The organism is Nitratireductor aquibiodomus NL21 = JCM 21793 (assembly GCF_000615975.1).
Taxonomy (GTDB): Bacteria; Pseudomonadota; Alphaproteobacteria; order Rhizobiales; family Rhizobiaceae; genus Nitratireductor; species Nitratireductor aquibiodomus.
In genome coordinates this window covers 1-13,734 of record NZ_BAMP01000045.1, presented here as the reverse complement: position 1 = coordinate 13,734, position 13,734 = coordinate 1, and the positions used below count along the sequence as shown (strand labels likewise).

The following is a 13,734-nucleotide window of genomic DNA, read 5'->3' as shown; positions in this document are numbered from 1 at the left end:
TCCTGACCCTGAAATCAGAAGCCAGCCGGAGAACGCCATGCCCACAATTCACCGCCGCCTGCGCTGGGCCGTCGCCGAAAGCATGGCGACGCCCGAAAGCGTTTTTGCCAGTCGCCGCGCAGTGCTTGCCGGGCTTGGCCTGGGTGCGATTGCCGGCGCAGGCTTCCTGCCGGAGACAGCAAGGGCTGAGATAGAGGATGCCGCCGCGCGCACCGCATCCCTTTACCCTGCACAGCGCAATGAAGCCTACAGGATCGAACGCCCGCTCACGCCTGAAGAGGTGAGCAGCACCTACAACAATTTCTATGAATTCGGCTCCCACAAGCAGATCGCCCGTGCCGCCCAGGCGCTCGTCACGCACCCCTGGGACATCGAGATCGATGGTCTGGTGGAGGAGCCCACAACCATCGCGTTTGACGATCTGGCAAAGCGCATGCCGCTCGAGGAGCGCCTCTACCGGCATCGCTGTGTCGAGGCCTGGTCGATGACGGTGCCCTGGACCGGCTTTCCGCTTTCAGCACTCGTTGCCATGGCGAAACCGCTTTCGTCCGCCCGTTACATCCGCTTCGAAACCTTCAACGATCCCGGCATAGCCGGCGGGCAGAAGCAGGTCTGGTATCCCTGGCCCTATGTGGAGGGTGTGACAATGGACGAGGCCGCAAACGACCTCGCCTTCATGGTCACGGGCGCCTACGGCAAACCGCTGGCCAGACAGTTCGGCGCACCGCTGCGGCTCGCCCTGCCCTGGAAATACGGTTTCAAGTCCATCAAGTCGATCCGCCGCATTTCCTTCACCGAAGAGCGACCGGTCAGCTTCTGGGAAGAGATCGCCGCCAGCGAATATGGCTTCTGGGCGAATGTGAACCCGGATGTGCCGCATCCCCGCTGGAGCCAGGCGGAAGAGCGTGTTCTGCACACGGGCGAGCGCGTGCCGACACAGCTCTTCAACGGCTACGCCGAGGAGGTCGCCGGTCTTTACAGCGGGCTCGAAGGCGAACCGCTTTATCGCTGATTTCAGCTGAAGCAATGAGACAGGGCATTGGCTGCGATCCTGCTCTCACAGGAAAAGCCATGGCAGATAAAAAAAGAGCCGGATCACGGAGATCCGGCTTTAGTCATTGGAAGTGCCATATAGGCGAAACCTCCAGAGGGGAACACTCGCGGGGGCAAATGGGAGGAGAACGCCCCCGGGAGTGCTTCTCATATGGGCAATCGCCGCCTAAATAACAACCACATGTTTTTGCAATTCACCCATGCAATTTTGCATAACGCCCGGTATTTCTTGAGAAATACTGCGTCAAAATGCCCAATGCCGTGATTTGGAAATAAGGAAATCGCGGAACGCGTGAAGCTTTGCCTGGTTTTTCATCACGTTCGGGTAGCAGAAATAGGTATCGAAGGACGGCACGGCGGTTTCCGGCAGAAGCTGCACCAGATCGTTGCTCTTGCCCACCACATAATCGGGCAGCATGGCGATGCCCGCACCGCGCTGAACCGCCAGCTTGATCGACAGGATGTTGTTGATCTGCAGGGCTGTCTGACGCTTCTGCCCCTCCGGACGACCGGCCGTTTCCAGCCAGTTCATGTCGCTCAGATGCGGCGGCACCGCCTCGCCGAAAGTCACGATCCGGTGGTTGTCCAGATCGGCGATCGACGAAGGCTTTCCATGCTTGTTCACATAGGAGGGCGACGCGAAGAGATGGAAATGCACCGTGAAGAGCTTGCGCTGGATAAGGTCGGGCTGCTGCGGCTGGCGCATACGGATCGCGCAGTCGGCCTGCCGCATGGTCAGGTCCAGCTCCTCATTGTCCAGAATGAGCTGCAGCTCGATGTCCGGATAGAGTTCGATGAATTCGGGCAGCCGCTCCGTCAGCCAGCCCGTGCCGAGCCCCACCGTGGTGGAAACCTTCAACAGACCGGACGGCCGATCCTTGGCCTCGGTAAGGCGCACGCGCACGCTTTCAAGCTGCATCAGCACGTCGTGGGCCGTACGATAGAGCATCTCGCCCTGCTCGGTCAGCACCAGCCCGCGCGCATGCCGATGGAAGAGAGGCACGCCCACTTCCAGTTCCAGCGCGCTCACCTGGCGCGAGATTGCCGACTGCGAGAGATGCAGCGTTTCAGCAGCGTGCGTAAACGAGCCGGCCTCTGCGGCGGCGTGAAAAACCCTGAGCTTGTCCCAGTCCAACGCCTCGTTCTCCTCTGTCAGGCGCCTTTACCGTCATGGGCGTTTCCGCCCAATCCTGTCGCTGCATCGTTCCCGGTTTATTCGGCAGCTTCTTTTTTCGTTTCCATGGCTGCCAGATACTTCTCCGCTTCCAGCGCCGCCATGCAGCCAAGCCCCGCTGCCGTCACGGCCTGGCGATAGATGTCATCGGCCACATCGCCCGCGGCAAAGACGCCCGGCACATCCGTCTGCGTCGTACCAGGCTGCGTCCAAAGATAGCCATTGGGCTTCTGCTTGAGCTTTCCTTCAAATAACTCGACAGCGGGCGCATGGCCGATCGCCACGAAGACACCGTCAACGGCAAGATCGGAAACCGCGCCCGAATGCACATTCTTCAGCCGCACGCCCGACGCCGATGCCGGCATGGGCGGCTTGGCCGGCGTGCCGGTGATTTCCTCGACCACCGTGTCCCACAGGATCGTCACATTCTCCTTCGCCATCAGGCGCTCCTGCAGGATGCGCTCGGACCGCAATTCGTCGCGGCGGTGGATCAGCGTCACCGATTTGGCGAGGTTCGACAGATAGAGCGCTTCCTCGACAGCCGTGTTGCCGCCGCCGACAACAGCAACATCCTTGCCGCGGTAGAAGAACCCGTCGCAGGTGGCGCAGGCCGATACGCCAAAACCCATGAAGGTCTGCTCGGAGGGCAGGCCGAGCCACTTCGCCTTGGCTCCGGTGGCGATGATCAGCGCATCGCACGTGTATTCCGTGCCCGAATCCCCCCTGAGCACGAAGGGGCGTGACGACAGGTCCACATCGACGATCAGATCATTGGCGATCTCCGCGCCGACATTCTCCGCCTGGCCGCGCATCTGTTCCATCAGCCACGGCCCTTGGATCGGGTCGGCAAAACCCGGATAGTTCTCCACATCGGTGGTGATCATGAGCTGCCCGCCCTGCTCCAGTCCGGCGACGAGAAGCGGCTTCAGCATGGCGCGCGCCGCATAGATCGCTGCCGTGTATCCGGCAGGGCCCGAACCGACAATGAGAACGGGCGTGTGACGACGTGACATGGATGAATTCCTTTCTTCCTCGCTGGACCGCAGGGATGGTCTCTCGCCTTCCTGCCGCCACTATCAACTTCAAGGCGCGTGACCGCCCTCCGGCGGAAACGCAAAATCGGACAGCGGCCTCCAGGGGCTCATCCCTAGGCTGCCATCCAGAACAATACGGTGACTTGATCTAAGTATTCACAGACCCAAAGTGCAAGGCGAGGAACAGGTTTCCAACAGCTACCGAATGCCGCTCCCCTCCATTTCCACGCATGAGAGACGCCCAAACGCGGTGGATAGTCCACCTTACCGGTGAATGGATTGCTTGGCTTGGCACAGCCCTTGCCCTAATTTCGGACAGCGCGCGTGAAAGATTCTCGCGCGTTTGCAACTGAATTGGGAAACATCATGCCGCTACAGGCCGATCTTGACGCAATCGACTGGAAAATTCTGCGCGAGCTTCAGGCCGACGGCAAAATGACCAATGTGGAACTTTCCCGCCGGGTCGGCATTTCCGCTCCGCCCTGCCTTCGGCGCGTCAAACGGCTGGAGGAAGGCGGCATCATCAGGGGCTATCGCGCCCTTCTGAATTCGCCCGCCCTTGGCTACGATGTGGTCGCCTTCTGCCTGATCGGCCTGCATTACCAGTCCGAGACCGAACTCAAGACCTTCGCCCAGCGGACCCTGCAGTGGCCCATCGTGCGGCGTGCATGGATGGTCTCCGGCGATTCCGATTTCATGCTGCACTGCGTTGCGACCGACCTCACCACCTTCCAGACCTTCGTGATCGAGCAGTTAACCTCCGCGCCCAATGTGGACACCGTCCGCACCGCACTCACCATCCGCCAGGTCAAGGACGAAGGACTGGTGGCGATCGAATAGGCGCGCTTGCCGCAACTGGCTATTCGTAGTTCTCAAAATCCGGAGCAGGCACCACCTGCAGAATGCGCGTGTGATATTGCAGCGTGAGCGGCGCGAGCACATCGCCGAGAAGAAAGCTCCACGGCACCGTATAGCGCGAAGGCCCATCTCCATAGTCGACGCCTGGAACCTCCTTCGGATATCGTGCCGGGTTGGCTTCAAGATGCGGAAGAAGAAGATCAAGCCTCCTTTCTACAATTGAAAGCCAGCGCCGCGTGAATTCGGTCCCCGGCCGGAAGATGAATGCGCCGTTACCGATGAGAACACCACGCCGCAGTTTCAGGTACCGATAGCGCATGTTGATCTCGAGATTGGAAACTCGCCGATCAAGAAAATAGTGCTTCTCCAATGCCTTGGACTGATGAATCCTGGCGACACCGCCGGCAACCTCGGCATAGCCAGCGCCAAGAACATGACCTTTCTCGGCCGCAGAAAATGCGGGAATCCAAGAGTGAGAAATGGCTTTGATATCTGCGTAGCCACCGCCGAAATGATGCATGAAGTAGGCGCGCAGGTAATCGGATTGGTGGATTGGAGACAAAAAATGAAATGCAGGGTGAAAAGGCTTCGTGGGGACCGCAAAACTATCAAGCGTTTCGGCTGTAACAAGGTGCGTACGGCATTCGGAATTGCCGAATGTATCAAGGCAGGCGCGCCTACGCTCCGACATTTCCGCCCGGCCAAACCAGAACGCAAATATGCGGCCTACCCAATTGCCGGAAAGATCACTTCGCATCGATGAACGCATGATCAGCGAAACCCGACCTTCACGCGCTCGCGTCTCCCGATCAAAGACAAAGTTCGGTTGACCGTCGAACGGCGCTTTTTGGAAAGGGATAGAGTAAACCGTTCGAAGGTACCAAGCCGCCTCCGAACTTTTTTCTCTCGGCCTTCAATGCACGATGCGAGCCTTTCAGGCGAATTTGGAGCCAACAACGCTGCCTGTTGTATACAAATTGCTGGCGCGAGTTGATAGACAACCAAACTGTCAAACAGAGGAGATGAAACGTTAAAGAGAAAGTCATCAACAGGTTCGGAGAATGTTTCACTCGAGGAAAGCAAATGTTGAGCACAGGATCGGGAAATGACATACCCACCTGAGCAGAAATGTGACGAACGAAGTCGCCGAATTTCGCGCGCCATTATGACTCCACTTGCCCAGGTATCCAGGTACACACGTTCATCGGCCGCCTCAAGCTTCACTATATCGGCGTCCTCGGGGAGCCAACTACTATCCGTCATCACGGAAACGGCATTCTCTCCGAGAACGAGATCATCCTCCAGAACAACTGCATATTGAGACCCTTCCTGAACAAGTGCTTGCCAACACTTGCGATGGCTCAAAAAACAGCCGACTTCTCCAGCAGTTAGTTTGCCCCAGCGACTTTCACCGACGACCACTTGAGCGATATCGGCACTGCTCAATTTTCATCCGTCAACCCCTTCCATCCGCGTGAACTCAAGGCCGGCATCCACACATAGTTCCCTCATGCGCTCCAAACGATCGCTAGAGCGCCTTAGATTTATCAGATAGATAACCATTTGCTCTCACCAGCCGGTCTGAAAAAGAGCGAAGCCCCTAGTGCAGGCAACCCACCATATGACACTCGAAACATCACACCGAAATCAAACCCTACCACCGGTAAACATGCTCTGGATTGGTGGTGCCCTTGGTCCGATAGAGATCATGTCAGCGCTGAGCTTTCTCGAAGCGGGGCACAAGGTCGTTCTGCATTCATATGACCATGTTAAGAACACCCCCAGCGGCGTCGAGGAGGCGAACGCTGAAAAAGTCGTACCTAGACAGAGGATATCAGAGCTACGCCATCACAAAACGGGATCGTTCGCTCTAGCCTCGGATTATTTCCGGTTTAAGCTGCAACAGCAAGGCCTTGGCGTTTGGGCTGACCTCGACATGATATGCTTGAGGCCAATCACACTCCTCGAGGACATCTTGTTCGGAAAGGAGAGCAATACACACATAAACGGGGCGCTTCTTTACGCGAGGCAGGGACATCCAATCGTGGAAGAGGCTTTAGCCTTTTTCTATCGCCAAGGAATCCCTCCATGGACCCGAACTCGTGATGCTGTACGCCTTCGCCTCGCGCATCGCTTCCTCGGCAAAAGCATCAGCCCAGCGACCCTTCCCTGGGGATCATTCGGTCCGAAAGCCATAACCTATCTCGCAAAGAAACATCATGCATTCGACCTCGCAGCCCCAAGCGACGTCTTCTACCCCATCAATTTCCGAGAAGCGCCAGTTCTATATGATGCTTCAAGAAATTTGGATGAATTCTGCACAGAACGAACCAAAACCGTCCATCTATGGAATGAGGTTCTCAGGAGCGCAGGCTTGAAGTCCCAGCGTCCGCCGAGTGCTTCACCACTAGCAACCCTTTTTAGACGATTTAATGTTTAATTTGAAAATAATAATTCTACCTAAAACCAATACGAACCCACCGATTATTTGTAAAAAAACCTTCAGTTTTCTCTTTTGTTTTTTTTATTATTTTTACAAAAAATCTATAAATTTTTCTAAATAATATTCGAGAAATTGATGATTTTCTTTCACCCTTCTCTATATGAAAACGCTCTTTAAAAAGAGAACTTCCTAGGACACGGTCATTCTTTAAAAAAACTTCCTGTATCGCCGGAGACGGGTCGATCTGGTAAATTCCAAAACTCTTTTTATAGAACAATCCGGAACTGTAGAGGAACTGGTCGACTGGATCGCAGAAGACACGAGAATTGGTGTGCAATACTTGTGCGCAGCTCCGCGATATCAGATACGCGCCGGCTCCCGCTCGCGCAACGCGCAGCGGATGCACCTTTCGACCGGCAACCGTAGAGACCGCAGCCTTTCCAATCAGCGTCTTGGGCTTGCACGCCTCCAGCCTCACAACGCCGGCGCCCTCGGGAATCCATCCATCGTCGCCGAAAATCGCCGCTGCATTCTCGCCGAGGAAGAGATCATCCTCGCAGATGATGGTGAATTCGTCCTCGCTCTGCGCCGCGATCTCCCAGCATTTGCGGTGCGAAAGAAAACAGGCGATCTCGCCCGCTCCCAATTCATAAAAACGCGGCTTCCCCGTACGTCCCGCCTTGAGTTGCTCCGGCGAAAGCAGTTTTGCATCCACCGCCTTCACCACCTCGAAATCGAGCCCCTGCTCGGCGAAGACCCTGCGCATATGCGCCAGGCGCGCCGTCTCCCGTTCAAGATTGATGACAAGCGTCTTCATCGCCGCTCCACCTCTGTCTCGCACCAACCTCGCGAGTATTTCTGCACCCGGCGCCGATAGATGAAACGGCTCCACTCCCGCCAAAGGCGTTCGCCAGGGCTGCGCCGCGCCTTCCCCGACGCGCTGACGGTACTGCCGCCGATCTCGGCCGACTGGTCGCTTATGCCTGACGGCACGACACAGAAGGGCGCAATGCCCGTCACCCAGCGCATCTGCAAAAACGTGTCGACCGGCCGGTCGAAACGCTCCGTCAGAGCGAGAAGATGTTGTGCCGCCTCGCGCGTCACAAGCTGCGCCACTGTGCCAAGCTGCGAAACCTGCGGAGCCACAAGCCGAACCTCACCGTTCCGCGCCACGTCCCGCATCCTGCCGCGAACCGGGCTTATGCGAAACTGCACATACGCTTTCCCCACACAGGCCCGCTTTGCCACCTCCAGACAGCGCCCGAAAAGCGGCATGTCAAGCGCCACATCGTCCTCGACGATCAGCCCCGCATCAAGCCCGCGTTCCACGATCATCCGCCACACCTTCCGGTGCGAGAGAAAACAGGCGATTTCGGATTGCCGCAACGCAAATGGATAAGCCGGCTGGTGCAACCCCTTCACATAGTGCCGGCCGATCTCGTCATCGCCGAGCGCCTGACCGTCCACAGCGTCCACAACATGGGTTTCGACAGGCAGCGACGCGAGCAGATGCTCCACCTGCGGGCGACGCGCGTCGCACGCCTCAGATGAACGATGAAACCTTCGATCTTCATCTGGAGGCCTCTCGCCACAATTCCGCATAAAGCGCATTCAGCGCCTGCGCTTCCCCCTCAAGGGGAAAATGCCCGCGCGCATGCGTAAGCGCTGCGCGCGCCGCAGTGCTCCGCAGCACCTCGTCATCCATATAGCGCCCTGCCGCAGCAATCATCGCAGCCAGATCGTCAACCGGCACAAGCGCCCCCGCACCACTGCCCTCAAGCTGCTCGGAAAAAGCCCCCACATCCGTTGCGACAACGGGAACGCCCGTCGCCATCGCCTCAAGTGGAGTCAGTCCGAACCCCTCCCAGCGCTGCGGCGCGATGAAAAGCGAAAGCGCTCGATACCAGTCCGGAACATCTGTACGCGTACCGACAAATAGAACGCGCTCGGCGAGTCCGGCTGCCCGCACGCGCTCTTTCAGTTCCGCCTCGAAATCGGCGTGCGGGCCGGTCGCCTGACCGGCAATAATCGCCGACCAGCCGGGGCGCTCCGGCAGGAGCGCAATCATGGCATCGACGAAAAGATCCGTGCCCTTCTGGCGCCGCACGCGGCCAAAACAGCCGACATAGCGCTGATCGCTCGCCATCCCCACCGCTGCAGCCCCCTCGCCGGGGCTCGAAGGCGGCGAAAAACGGCCGGTATCGATGCCGTGCAGCACCACACGGCTGGAAACCCGGAGATAGCCGGCCGTCTTGCGGCTTGTGGCCACCACCCGGTCCATGCGGCGGATCAAAAACCGGGTCCAGCGCGTGTGTTCGCGCTGCGAGGCGGACGTGAAAACAAGTTTCACCGGTGCACGAAAGATATCCCGCAAAACCACACCGGCCAGCATTTCCGGATTGCGCCGCGCATGCCAGATGCGAAACGGCCTGTTCGCAGGCCTGCGCAGCAGGCCCGGCACCTGCCACCAGCGCAGTCTGGGCAGCGTATCGGGAAGCCCAGGCCCCAGAGTGGCAATCGGGAGCGCTTTTGTCTGTTCCGGCACAAGCTGCACGATCGTGCTGGTCACGCCCGAAAGCCGCTTCTTGAAGTTGGGGGCCACCACATCCACGTCACGGACGCGGACCCGATGGCCGCTTGCGGGCATCTTGCCGGACATGGTCAGCCGTAGCGGACTTCCACCACCTCATAGCCCCGCGCACCGCCCGGAGCATTCACCTCGATGGAATCGCCCACCGCCTTGCCGATCAGCGCCCGCGCGATGGGCGAGGAGATGGAAATGCGGCCCGACTTCACATCGGCTTCCTGGTCGCCGACGATCTGATAGGTCTTTTCCTCTTCAGTGTCCTCGTCGACGAGCATCACCGTGGCACCGAACTTGATCGTGTCGCCGGAAAGCTTTGTCACGTCGATGACCTCGGCACGCGCGATAAAGTCTTCCAGTTCCCCGATGCGGCCCTCATTGAGGCTCTGTGCCTCCTTGGCGGCGTGGTATTCCGCATTCTCCGAAAGGTCGCCATGGGCGCGCGCCTCGGCGATCGCCTCAATGATGCGTGGCCGCTCTTCCTGCTGGCGCCAGCGCAACTCTTCCTTCAACGCCGCAGCTCCGGCAAGCGTCATTGGGACCTTGTTCATTTCATTCACCTTCCAGACATGAAGGCAGGAAGACCCCACACGCATCACGCGAAGTGCCGCCCTGCCGCCGGTGCAGACATAAAAAGAAACGGTCCGAAAGCGTCTGCCTACGGAACCGTTTCGTATGACCTGTCCCAATATAACAAGCCGGTGACGATTTTCACGCAAATTTTTGCGTATCCGCCTTCCAGAAGCCGATTGCGCACATGTGCGTTACCTTGTCGGCCGGCACTCAAAACCTATCTCTTGATAAAATCGAAAACGGGAGACACCTTGATGCAGGATCAGTTCCTCCGCACCGCCCTCACTGCCGGCCTCCTGGCGTTACCGGGCGCCGCCGCGGCCAAAACCTTCGTCACACAGGCGGTCACCGTGGAGGCAGAAACACTTGCCCGCGGTCTCTCAAATCCCTGGGGTCTTGATTTCCTGCCCGACGGAAGCGCGCTCGTTACCGAGCGTTCCGGCCAGTTGCGCCTCTTCGCCAATGGCACCCTTTCGGAGCCTGTTCCCGGCGTACCCGAGGTAGCCGCGGTCGGACAGGGTGGGTTGCTGGACGTCGCCGTCTCGCCCGACTTCGCCGAAACGGGAATGATCTTCCTTTCCTTCTCGGAACCCGGCGAAGGCGGCGCAGGCACGGCAATCGCCCGCGCCAGACTGGTAAGAAATGAAGAGGCAGCCCGCCTTGAGGACGTCACCACTATTTTCTCCATGAACCGCAAGAGCGCGGCGGGTCAGCATTTCGGTTCCCGCATCGTGCTGCACCCCGACGGCACGCTCTTCTTCACCATCGGCGACCGCGGCGAAGGCGACCGGGCGCAGGACCCCGCCGACCATGCCGGCTCGGTGCTCAGGATCAATCGCGACGGCACGGTACCCGAAGACAATCCCTTCGCCGGCAGCACGGACACCGCACCGGAAATCTGGTCCATGGGCCATCGAAATCCGCAGGGTGCCGTCTTCGACCCCGTGACCCGCGCGGTCTGGACGGTCGAGCACGGCGCACGCGGCGGCGACGAGGTCAATCGCCCGGAAGCCGGCAGCAATTACGGCTGGCCGGTCATCTCCTACGGCGTCAACTACAGCGGCACGAAAATCGGCGTGGGCACCGAGGCACCCGGTTACGAGCAGCCCGAATATTACTGGGATCCGTCCATCGCGCCATCGGGCACAGCGGTCTATCAGGGCGAAATGTTTCCCGAATGGCAGGGAGACTTCCTTGTCGCAGCGCTGAAGTACCATCTCGTCGCGCGCCTGGATCGGGACGAAAAGGGCGGCATCACCGGCGAGGAGCGCCTCTTCAAAGGGGCTTTCGGGCGCATACGCGATGTCAATGTCGCACCCGACGGCTCGCTCTGGCTTCTGACCGACGAACGCCGGGGCGAGATCATTCGCATATTCCGCGCCGGGGAATAGCCTGCACGGATCTGGCCCATAGGAGGCAGGGGCCACGGCCCTTGCGCGCTGCGGACGCGCTCCGTAAGACAGACGTGTTTCTTCCTGTCCGGATATGCGCATGACACGGGTTCAGGCCAATCTTCTGTTGCTTCTCGCTGGCGCCATGTGGGGCATGGGCTTCGTCGCCCAGTCGACTGCAATGGATGCCATCGGCCCGTTCCTGTTCATCGGCCTGCGCTTTGCCATCGCCTGTCTTTCCATGCTGCCCTTCGCCATGTGGGAGGCCCGGCGCAGCACGGGAACGCTAACCTTCATCGACAAACGGAACTTCCTGGTCATCGGCCTGCTTCTGTTCGCAGGCATGGCGGCGCAGCAGGTTGGTCTTTTGACCACGAGCGTAACCAATTCAGGTTTCCTGACCGGTCTTTACGTGGTCATGGTGCCGTTTCTAGCGGTGCTTCTCTTCCGTCAATGGCCGCACACTGTGGTCTGGCCGGCGGCCCTTTCCGCGCTTGCCGGTATCTGGCTGCTTTCGGGCGCAGGCAGCGTCGCGCTGACAACCGGCGACTGGCTGACCATCGTCTGCGCCCTCTTCTGGGCGCTGCAGGTCATCATGATCGGCAGAAGCGCCAGCCGCACCGGTCGCCCCATCACACTGTCGGTCAGCCAGTTCGGCATCACCGCAGTCATCGCGCTCGCCATTGCCGGCCTTGTCGAGCCGATCAACCTGTCCGCTGTGGGCACCGCCTTGCCGGAAATCCTCTATGCGGGCATCTTTTCCGGCGGCATCGCCTTCACGCTTCAGGTCATCGGCCAGCGTTACACGACGGCCCCGCAGGCCGCGATCTTCCTGTCCACAGAAGCCGTCTTCGCCGCGCTCTTCGGCGCGATCTTCCTCAGCGAACGCCTGCCCGCGCTTGGCCTCGCCGGTTGCGGCCTGATCTTCGCTGCGATCCTCGCAGTCGAGATCGTGCCGGCCCTGCGCAACAGGCAGCGCAGCGTCGCCTGAGCGGCATCATCAACAAATCGTCGCGCTCTCAACGCGTTCTGCGCTATCATGCCTCTGATTGCCCGGAGGATAGGCCCGTGCAGAGACCTGTTGAACGCGAATGGGAGCTGTCGATAGACCCGGAAACCGTACGCTTGCTGGCAGGCAAGGCGCGGGCCATCAGCGCCGCGCTCAACACCGACTACGATGGCGGGCATGAGCATGAAGTCGAAATCGACGGCGATGCACGCGACCGGCACCAACATGACGGGCTCATAGAGGAAGAGGAGGAAGACCTCACAGAAGAGGAATTCCGCGAGCTCGTGGCAGACCTCAACGTGGACGAACTTGCCGACCTGGTCGCGCTGGCATGGATTGGTCGCGGTGACTACGATGTGAGCGAATGGGCAAATGCCGTCGCCGATGCAAGACAGCATGGTGCAAAGCACGTCGCCACCTATCTTCTGGGAATGCCGATGCTGTGCGACTGGCTGATCGACGGCCTGGACGCGCTCGGCGCATCCTGACACGCTCCGAAACACACCGTTATTTCCGGATCAGCCGCCGCTGGGGCAAACATCAGGCATGATCGTTCTCTTAGCCGTTCGAAGTGCGCTGACGGCCATGCTCCTGTGCGCACTGGTTCCCGTCCTGTCCTCAAGCAATGCAGACGCCGCAGAGGCGGCCCCGTCCGTGCCTCTGCCGGCGACGGGCCCGATTCCGCAGGCCCGCGGAGAGGTACGGCGATCGGAAATGTCAGTGATCGTTCCGATCCCCTCGCCCCGGCCCGAGGAAAAAACCCAACCGCAAAAGCCACCCGCCCCCTACAAACCCGGCCGCATGCCCGGACAGGAAACCACCTGTCGCCGCGCCCTCACGAAACTGGGCGTCTCGTTCTCCGACCGGCCATCGATCTCCGAGGCAGCCGGCTGCGCCATTCCCCATCCGCTGGTCATCACGCGACTTTCCAGAAAGATCGCGCTGCAACCGGAGGCCACGCTCAACTGTGCGACGGCCCTCGCACTCGCACGCTTCTTCACGGAGAAGGTCCCGCCGCTCGCCCGGCGCCATCTGAAGCAACCGGTCACGACAGTTCGCCATGCCTCGGCCTATGTCTGTCGGTCGCGTCGCGGACTGCAGAAGCTTTCCGAACACGCCTTCGGCAACGCCTTCGACATCGCCGCCTTCACCCTGGCCGACGGCACGCAACTCGACGTCGCCCGACAGCCCGACCCGAAAAGCGGAAGAGCGCGGTTTCTCAAGGCCTTCCGCACAGCCGCCTGCGGTCCCTTCAAGACCGTTCTCGGCCCGGGTTCCAATGCCGACCACGCCAATCATTTTCACCTCGATCTGCAAAAGCGCCGGAACAACTCTCTGTATTGCAAGTAGCTGGCGGTTCACACGCCACAATCGGGTCACAGGTCTGAACACCCCCGCTGACCTTTCCTTTACCTTGTCTGGCTAAGCTTGCTCCCGTGCAAGAGCGTATGAGGCTGGCGGGGCGTGTTCATGGTGGGTATTCGTATTGGCAGGTCTGTTGGAGGGCCGCTGCGCGCGCGCATGCTGCTCGCGGCGGCCGGTGCGACGCTCGCTACGCTCTCCGCCTGCTCGGTCAGCGATGTCATGTCGCCGCGTCCCTCGGTGGATATCGGCG

The 13,734-nt window shown here is 59.7% G+C and carries 15 protein-coding genes; 7 read left to right on the top strand and 8 right to left on the bottom strand.

The window, feature by feature from the left end:
* Positions 1-37 precede the first annotated feature (37 nt).
* Positions 38-1,012, top strand: coding sequence for a protein-methionine-sulfoxide reductase catalytic subunit MsrP (gene msrP / locus JCM21793_RS13320; protein WP_025030693.1), 975 nt, complete (start codon positions 38-40; stop codon positions 1,010-1,012).
* Between the two features lie 285 nt (positions 1,013-1,297).
* On the opposite strand, the gene JCM21793_RS13315 is transcribed toward msrP, so the two are convergent.
* Positions 1,298-2,188, bottom strand: a complete 891-nt coding sequence (locus JCM21793_RS13315) for a LysR family transcriptional regulator (protein ID WP_025030692.1) — start codon at positions 2,186-2,188, stop codon at positions 1,298-1,300.
* Positions 2,189-2,265: 77 nt separating this feature from the next.
* On the bottom strand, positions 2,266-3,240 hold the full coding sequence (gene trxB, locus JCM21793_RS13310) for a thioredoxin-disulfide reductase (RefSeq protein WP_025030691.1): 975 nt from the start codon (positions 3,238-3,240) through the stop codon (positions 2,266-2,268).
* 387 nt (positions 3,241-3,627) lie between these two features.
* Between trxB and JCM21793_RS13305 the strand changes: the two genes are divergently transcribed.
* The gene (locus JCM21793_RS13305) at positions 3,628-4,101 is read left to right on the top strand and encodes an Lrp/AsnC family transcriptional regulator (RefSeq protein WP_007010488.1); all 474 of its coding nucleotides are present in this window, start codon (positions 3,628-3,630) and stop codon (positions 4,099-4,101) included.
* Positions 4,102-4,120: 19 nt separating this feature from the next.
* Here JCM21793_RS13305 and JCM21793_RS13300 read toward each other — a convergent pair whose 3' ends face one another.
* Entirely contained in the window at positions 4,121-4,888 is a 768-nt protein-coding gene (locus JCM21793_RS13300) for a glycosyltransferase family 32 protein (RefSeq protein ID WP_081784717.1), read from the bottom strand.
* A gap of 2 nt (positions 4,889-4,890) precedes the next feature.
* On the bottom strand, positions 4,891-5,565 hold the full coding sequence (locus JCM21793_RS28770) for a glycosyltransferase family 25 protein (RefSeq protein WP_081784716.1): 675 nt from the start codon (positions 5,563-5,565) through the stop codon (positions 4,891-4,893).
* Between the two features lie 175 nt (positions 5,566-5,740).
* Between JCM21793_RS28770 and JCM21793_RS13295 the strand changes: the two genes are divergently transcribed.
* A complete protein-coding gene (locus JCM21793_RS13295; protein WP_155983449.1) occupies positions 5,741-6,559 on the top strand; it encodes a hypothetical protein in 819 nt (272 codons plus the stop codon).
* A gap of 16 nt (positions 6,560-6,575) precedes the next feature.
* Here JCM21793_RS13295 and JCM21793_RS13290 read toward each other — a convergent pair whose 3' ends face one another.
* Genes JCM21793_RS13290 through greA form a run of 4 tightly spaced genes read right to left on the bottom strand, consistent with a single transcriptional unit; the run spans position 6,576 to position 9,697 of the window.
* Positions 6,576-7,379 (bottom strand): glycosyltransferase family 25 protein, encoded by an 804-nt coding sequence (locus JCM21793_RS13290; RefSeq protein ID WP_025030689.1) that lies wholly within the window; start codon positions 7,377-7,379, stop codon positions 6,576-6,578.
* Complete coding sequence (locus tag JCM21793_RS25865; protein WP_051556191.1) at positions 7,376-8,080, bottom strand: glycosyltransferase family 25 protein; 705 nt, start codon at positions 8,078-8,080, stop codon at positions 7,376-7,378. Before JCM21793_RS25865 ends, JCM21793_RS13290 begins: the two co-directional genes overlap by 4 nt.
* 52 nt (positions 8,081-8,132) lie before the next feature.
* Positions 8,133-9,221, bottom strand: coding sequence for a glycosyltransferase family 4 protein (locus JCM21793_RS13280; protein ID WP_025030688.1), 1,089 nt, complete (start codon positions 9,219-9,221; stop codon positions 8,133-8,135).
* 2 nt (positions 9,222-9,223) lie between these two features.
* Positions 9,224-9,697 (bottom strand): transcription elongation factor GreA, encoded by a 474-nt coding sequence (gene greA / locus JCM21793_RS13275; RefSeq protein ID WP_007010482.1) that lies wholly within the window; start codon positions 9,695-9,697, stop codon positions 9,224-9,226.
* 276 nt (positions 9,698-9,973) lie between these two features.
* Between greA and JCM21793_RS13270 the strand changes: the two genes are divergently transcribed.
* The 4 genes from JCM21793_RS13270 to JCM21793_RS25860 all read left to right on the top strand — a co-directional run bounded on the left by JCM21793_RS13270 (position 9,974) and on the right by JCM21793_RS25860 (position 13,469).
* The gene (locus JCM21793_RS13270; RefSeq protein WP_025030687.1) at positions 9,974-11,110 is read left to right on the top strand and encodes a PQQ-dependent sugar dehydrogenase; all 1,137 of its coding nucleotides are present in this window, start codon (positions 9,974-9,976) and stop codon (positions 11,108-11,110) included.
* Positions 11,111-11,210: 100 nt separating this feature from the next.
* Positions 11,211-12,101, top strand: coding sequence for a DMT family transporter (locus JCM21793_RS13265; protein WP_025030686.1), 891 nt, complete (start codon positions 11,211-11,213; stop codon positions 12,099-12,101).
* A gap of 77 nt (positions 12,102-12,178) precedes the next feature.
* The gene (locus tag JCM21793_RS13260; RefSeq protein ID WP_025030685.1) at positions 12,179-12,607 is read left to right on the top strand and encodes a DUF3775 domain-containing protein; all 429 of its coding nucleotides are present in this window, start codon (positions 12,179-12,181) and stop codon (positions 12,605-12,607) included.
* 226 nt (positions 12,608-12,833) lie between these two features.
* Positions 12,834-13,469 (top strand): extensin-like domain-containing protein, encoded by a 636-nt coding sequence (locus JCM21793_RS25860; protein WP_244439756.1) that lies wholly within the window; start codon positions 12,834-12,836, stop codon positions 13,467-13,469.
* Positions 13,470-13,734: the final 265 nt, after the last annotated feature.

Coding starts and splice junctions, on each gene's coding strand:
- msrP (WP_025030693.1), top strand. CDS start 38: ATGCCCACAATTCACCGCCGCCTGCGCTGGGCCGTCGCCGAAAGCATG.
- trxB (WP_025030691.1), bottom strand. CDS start 3,240: ATGTCACGTCGTCACACGCCCGTTCTCATTGTCGGTTCGGGCCCTGCC.
- JCM21793_RS13305 (WP_007010488.1), top strand. CDS start 3,628: ATGCCGCTACAGGCCGATCTTGACGCAATCGACTGGAAAATTCTGCGC.
- JCM21793_RS13300 (WP_081784717.1), bottom strand. CDS start 4,888: ATGCGTTCATCGATGCGAAGTGATCTTTCCGGCAATTGGGTAGGCCGC.
- JCM21793_RS13295 (WP_155983449.1), top strand. CDS start 5,741: ATGACACTCGAAACATCACACCGAAATCAAACCCTACCACCGGTAAAC.
- JCM21793_RS13290 (WP_025030689.1), bottom strand. CDS start 7,379: ATGAAGACGCTTGTCATCAATCTTGAACGGGAGACGGCGCGCCTGGCG.
- JCM21793_RS13280 (WP_025030688.1), bottom strand. CDS start 9,221: ATGTCCGGCAAGATGCCCGCAAGCGGCCATCGGGTCCGCGTCCGTGAC.
- greA (WP_007010482.1), bottom strand. CDS start 9,697: ATGAACAAGGTCCCAATGACGCTTGCCGGAGCTGCGGCGTTGAAGGAA.
- JCM21793_RS13270 (WP_025030687.1), top strand. CDS start 9,974: ATGCAGGATCAGTTCCTCCGCACCGCCCTCACTGCCGGCCTCCTGGCG.
- JCM21793_RS13265 (WP_025030686.1), top strand. CDS start 11,211: ATGACACGGGTTCAGGCCAATCTTCTGTTGCTTCTCGCTGGCGCCATG.
- JCM21793_RS25860 (WP_244439756.1), top strand. CDS start 12,834: ATGTCAGTGATCGTTCCGATCCCCTCGCCCCGGCCCGAGGAAAAAACC.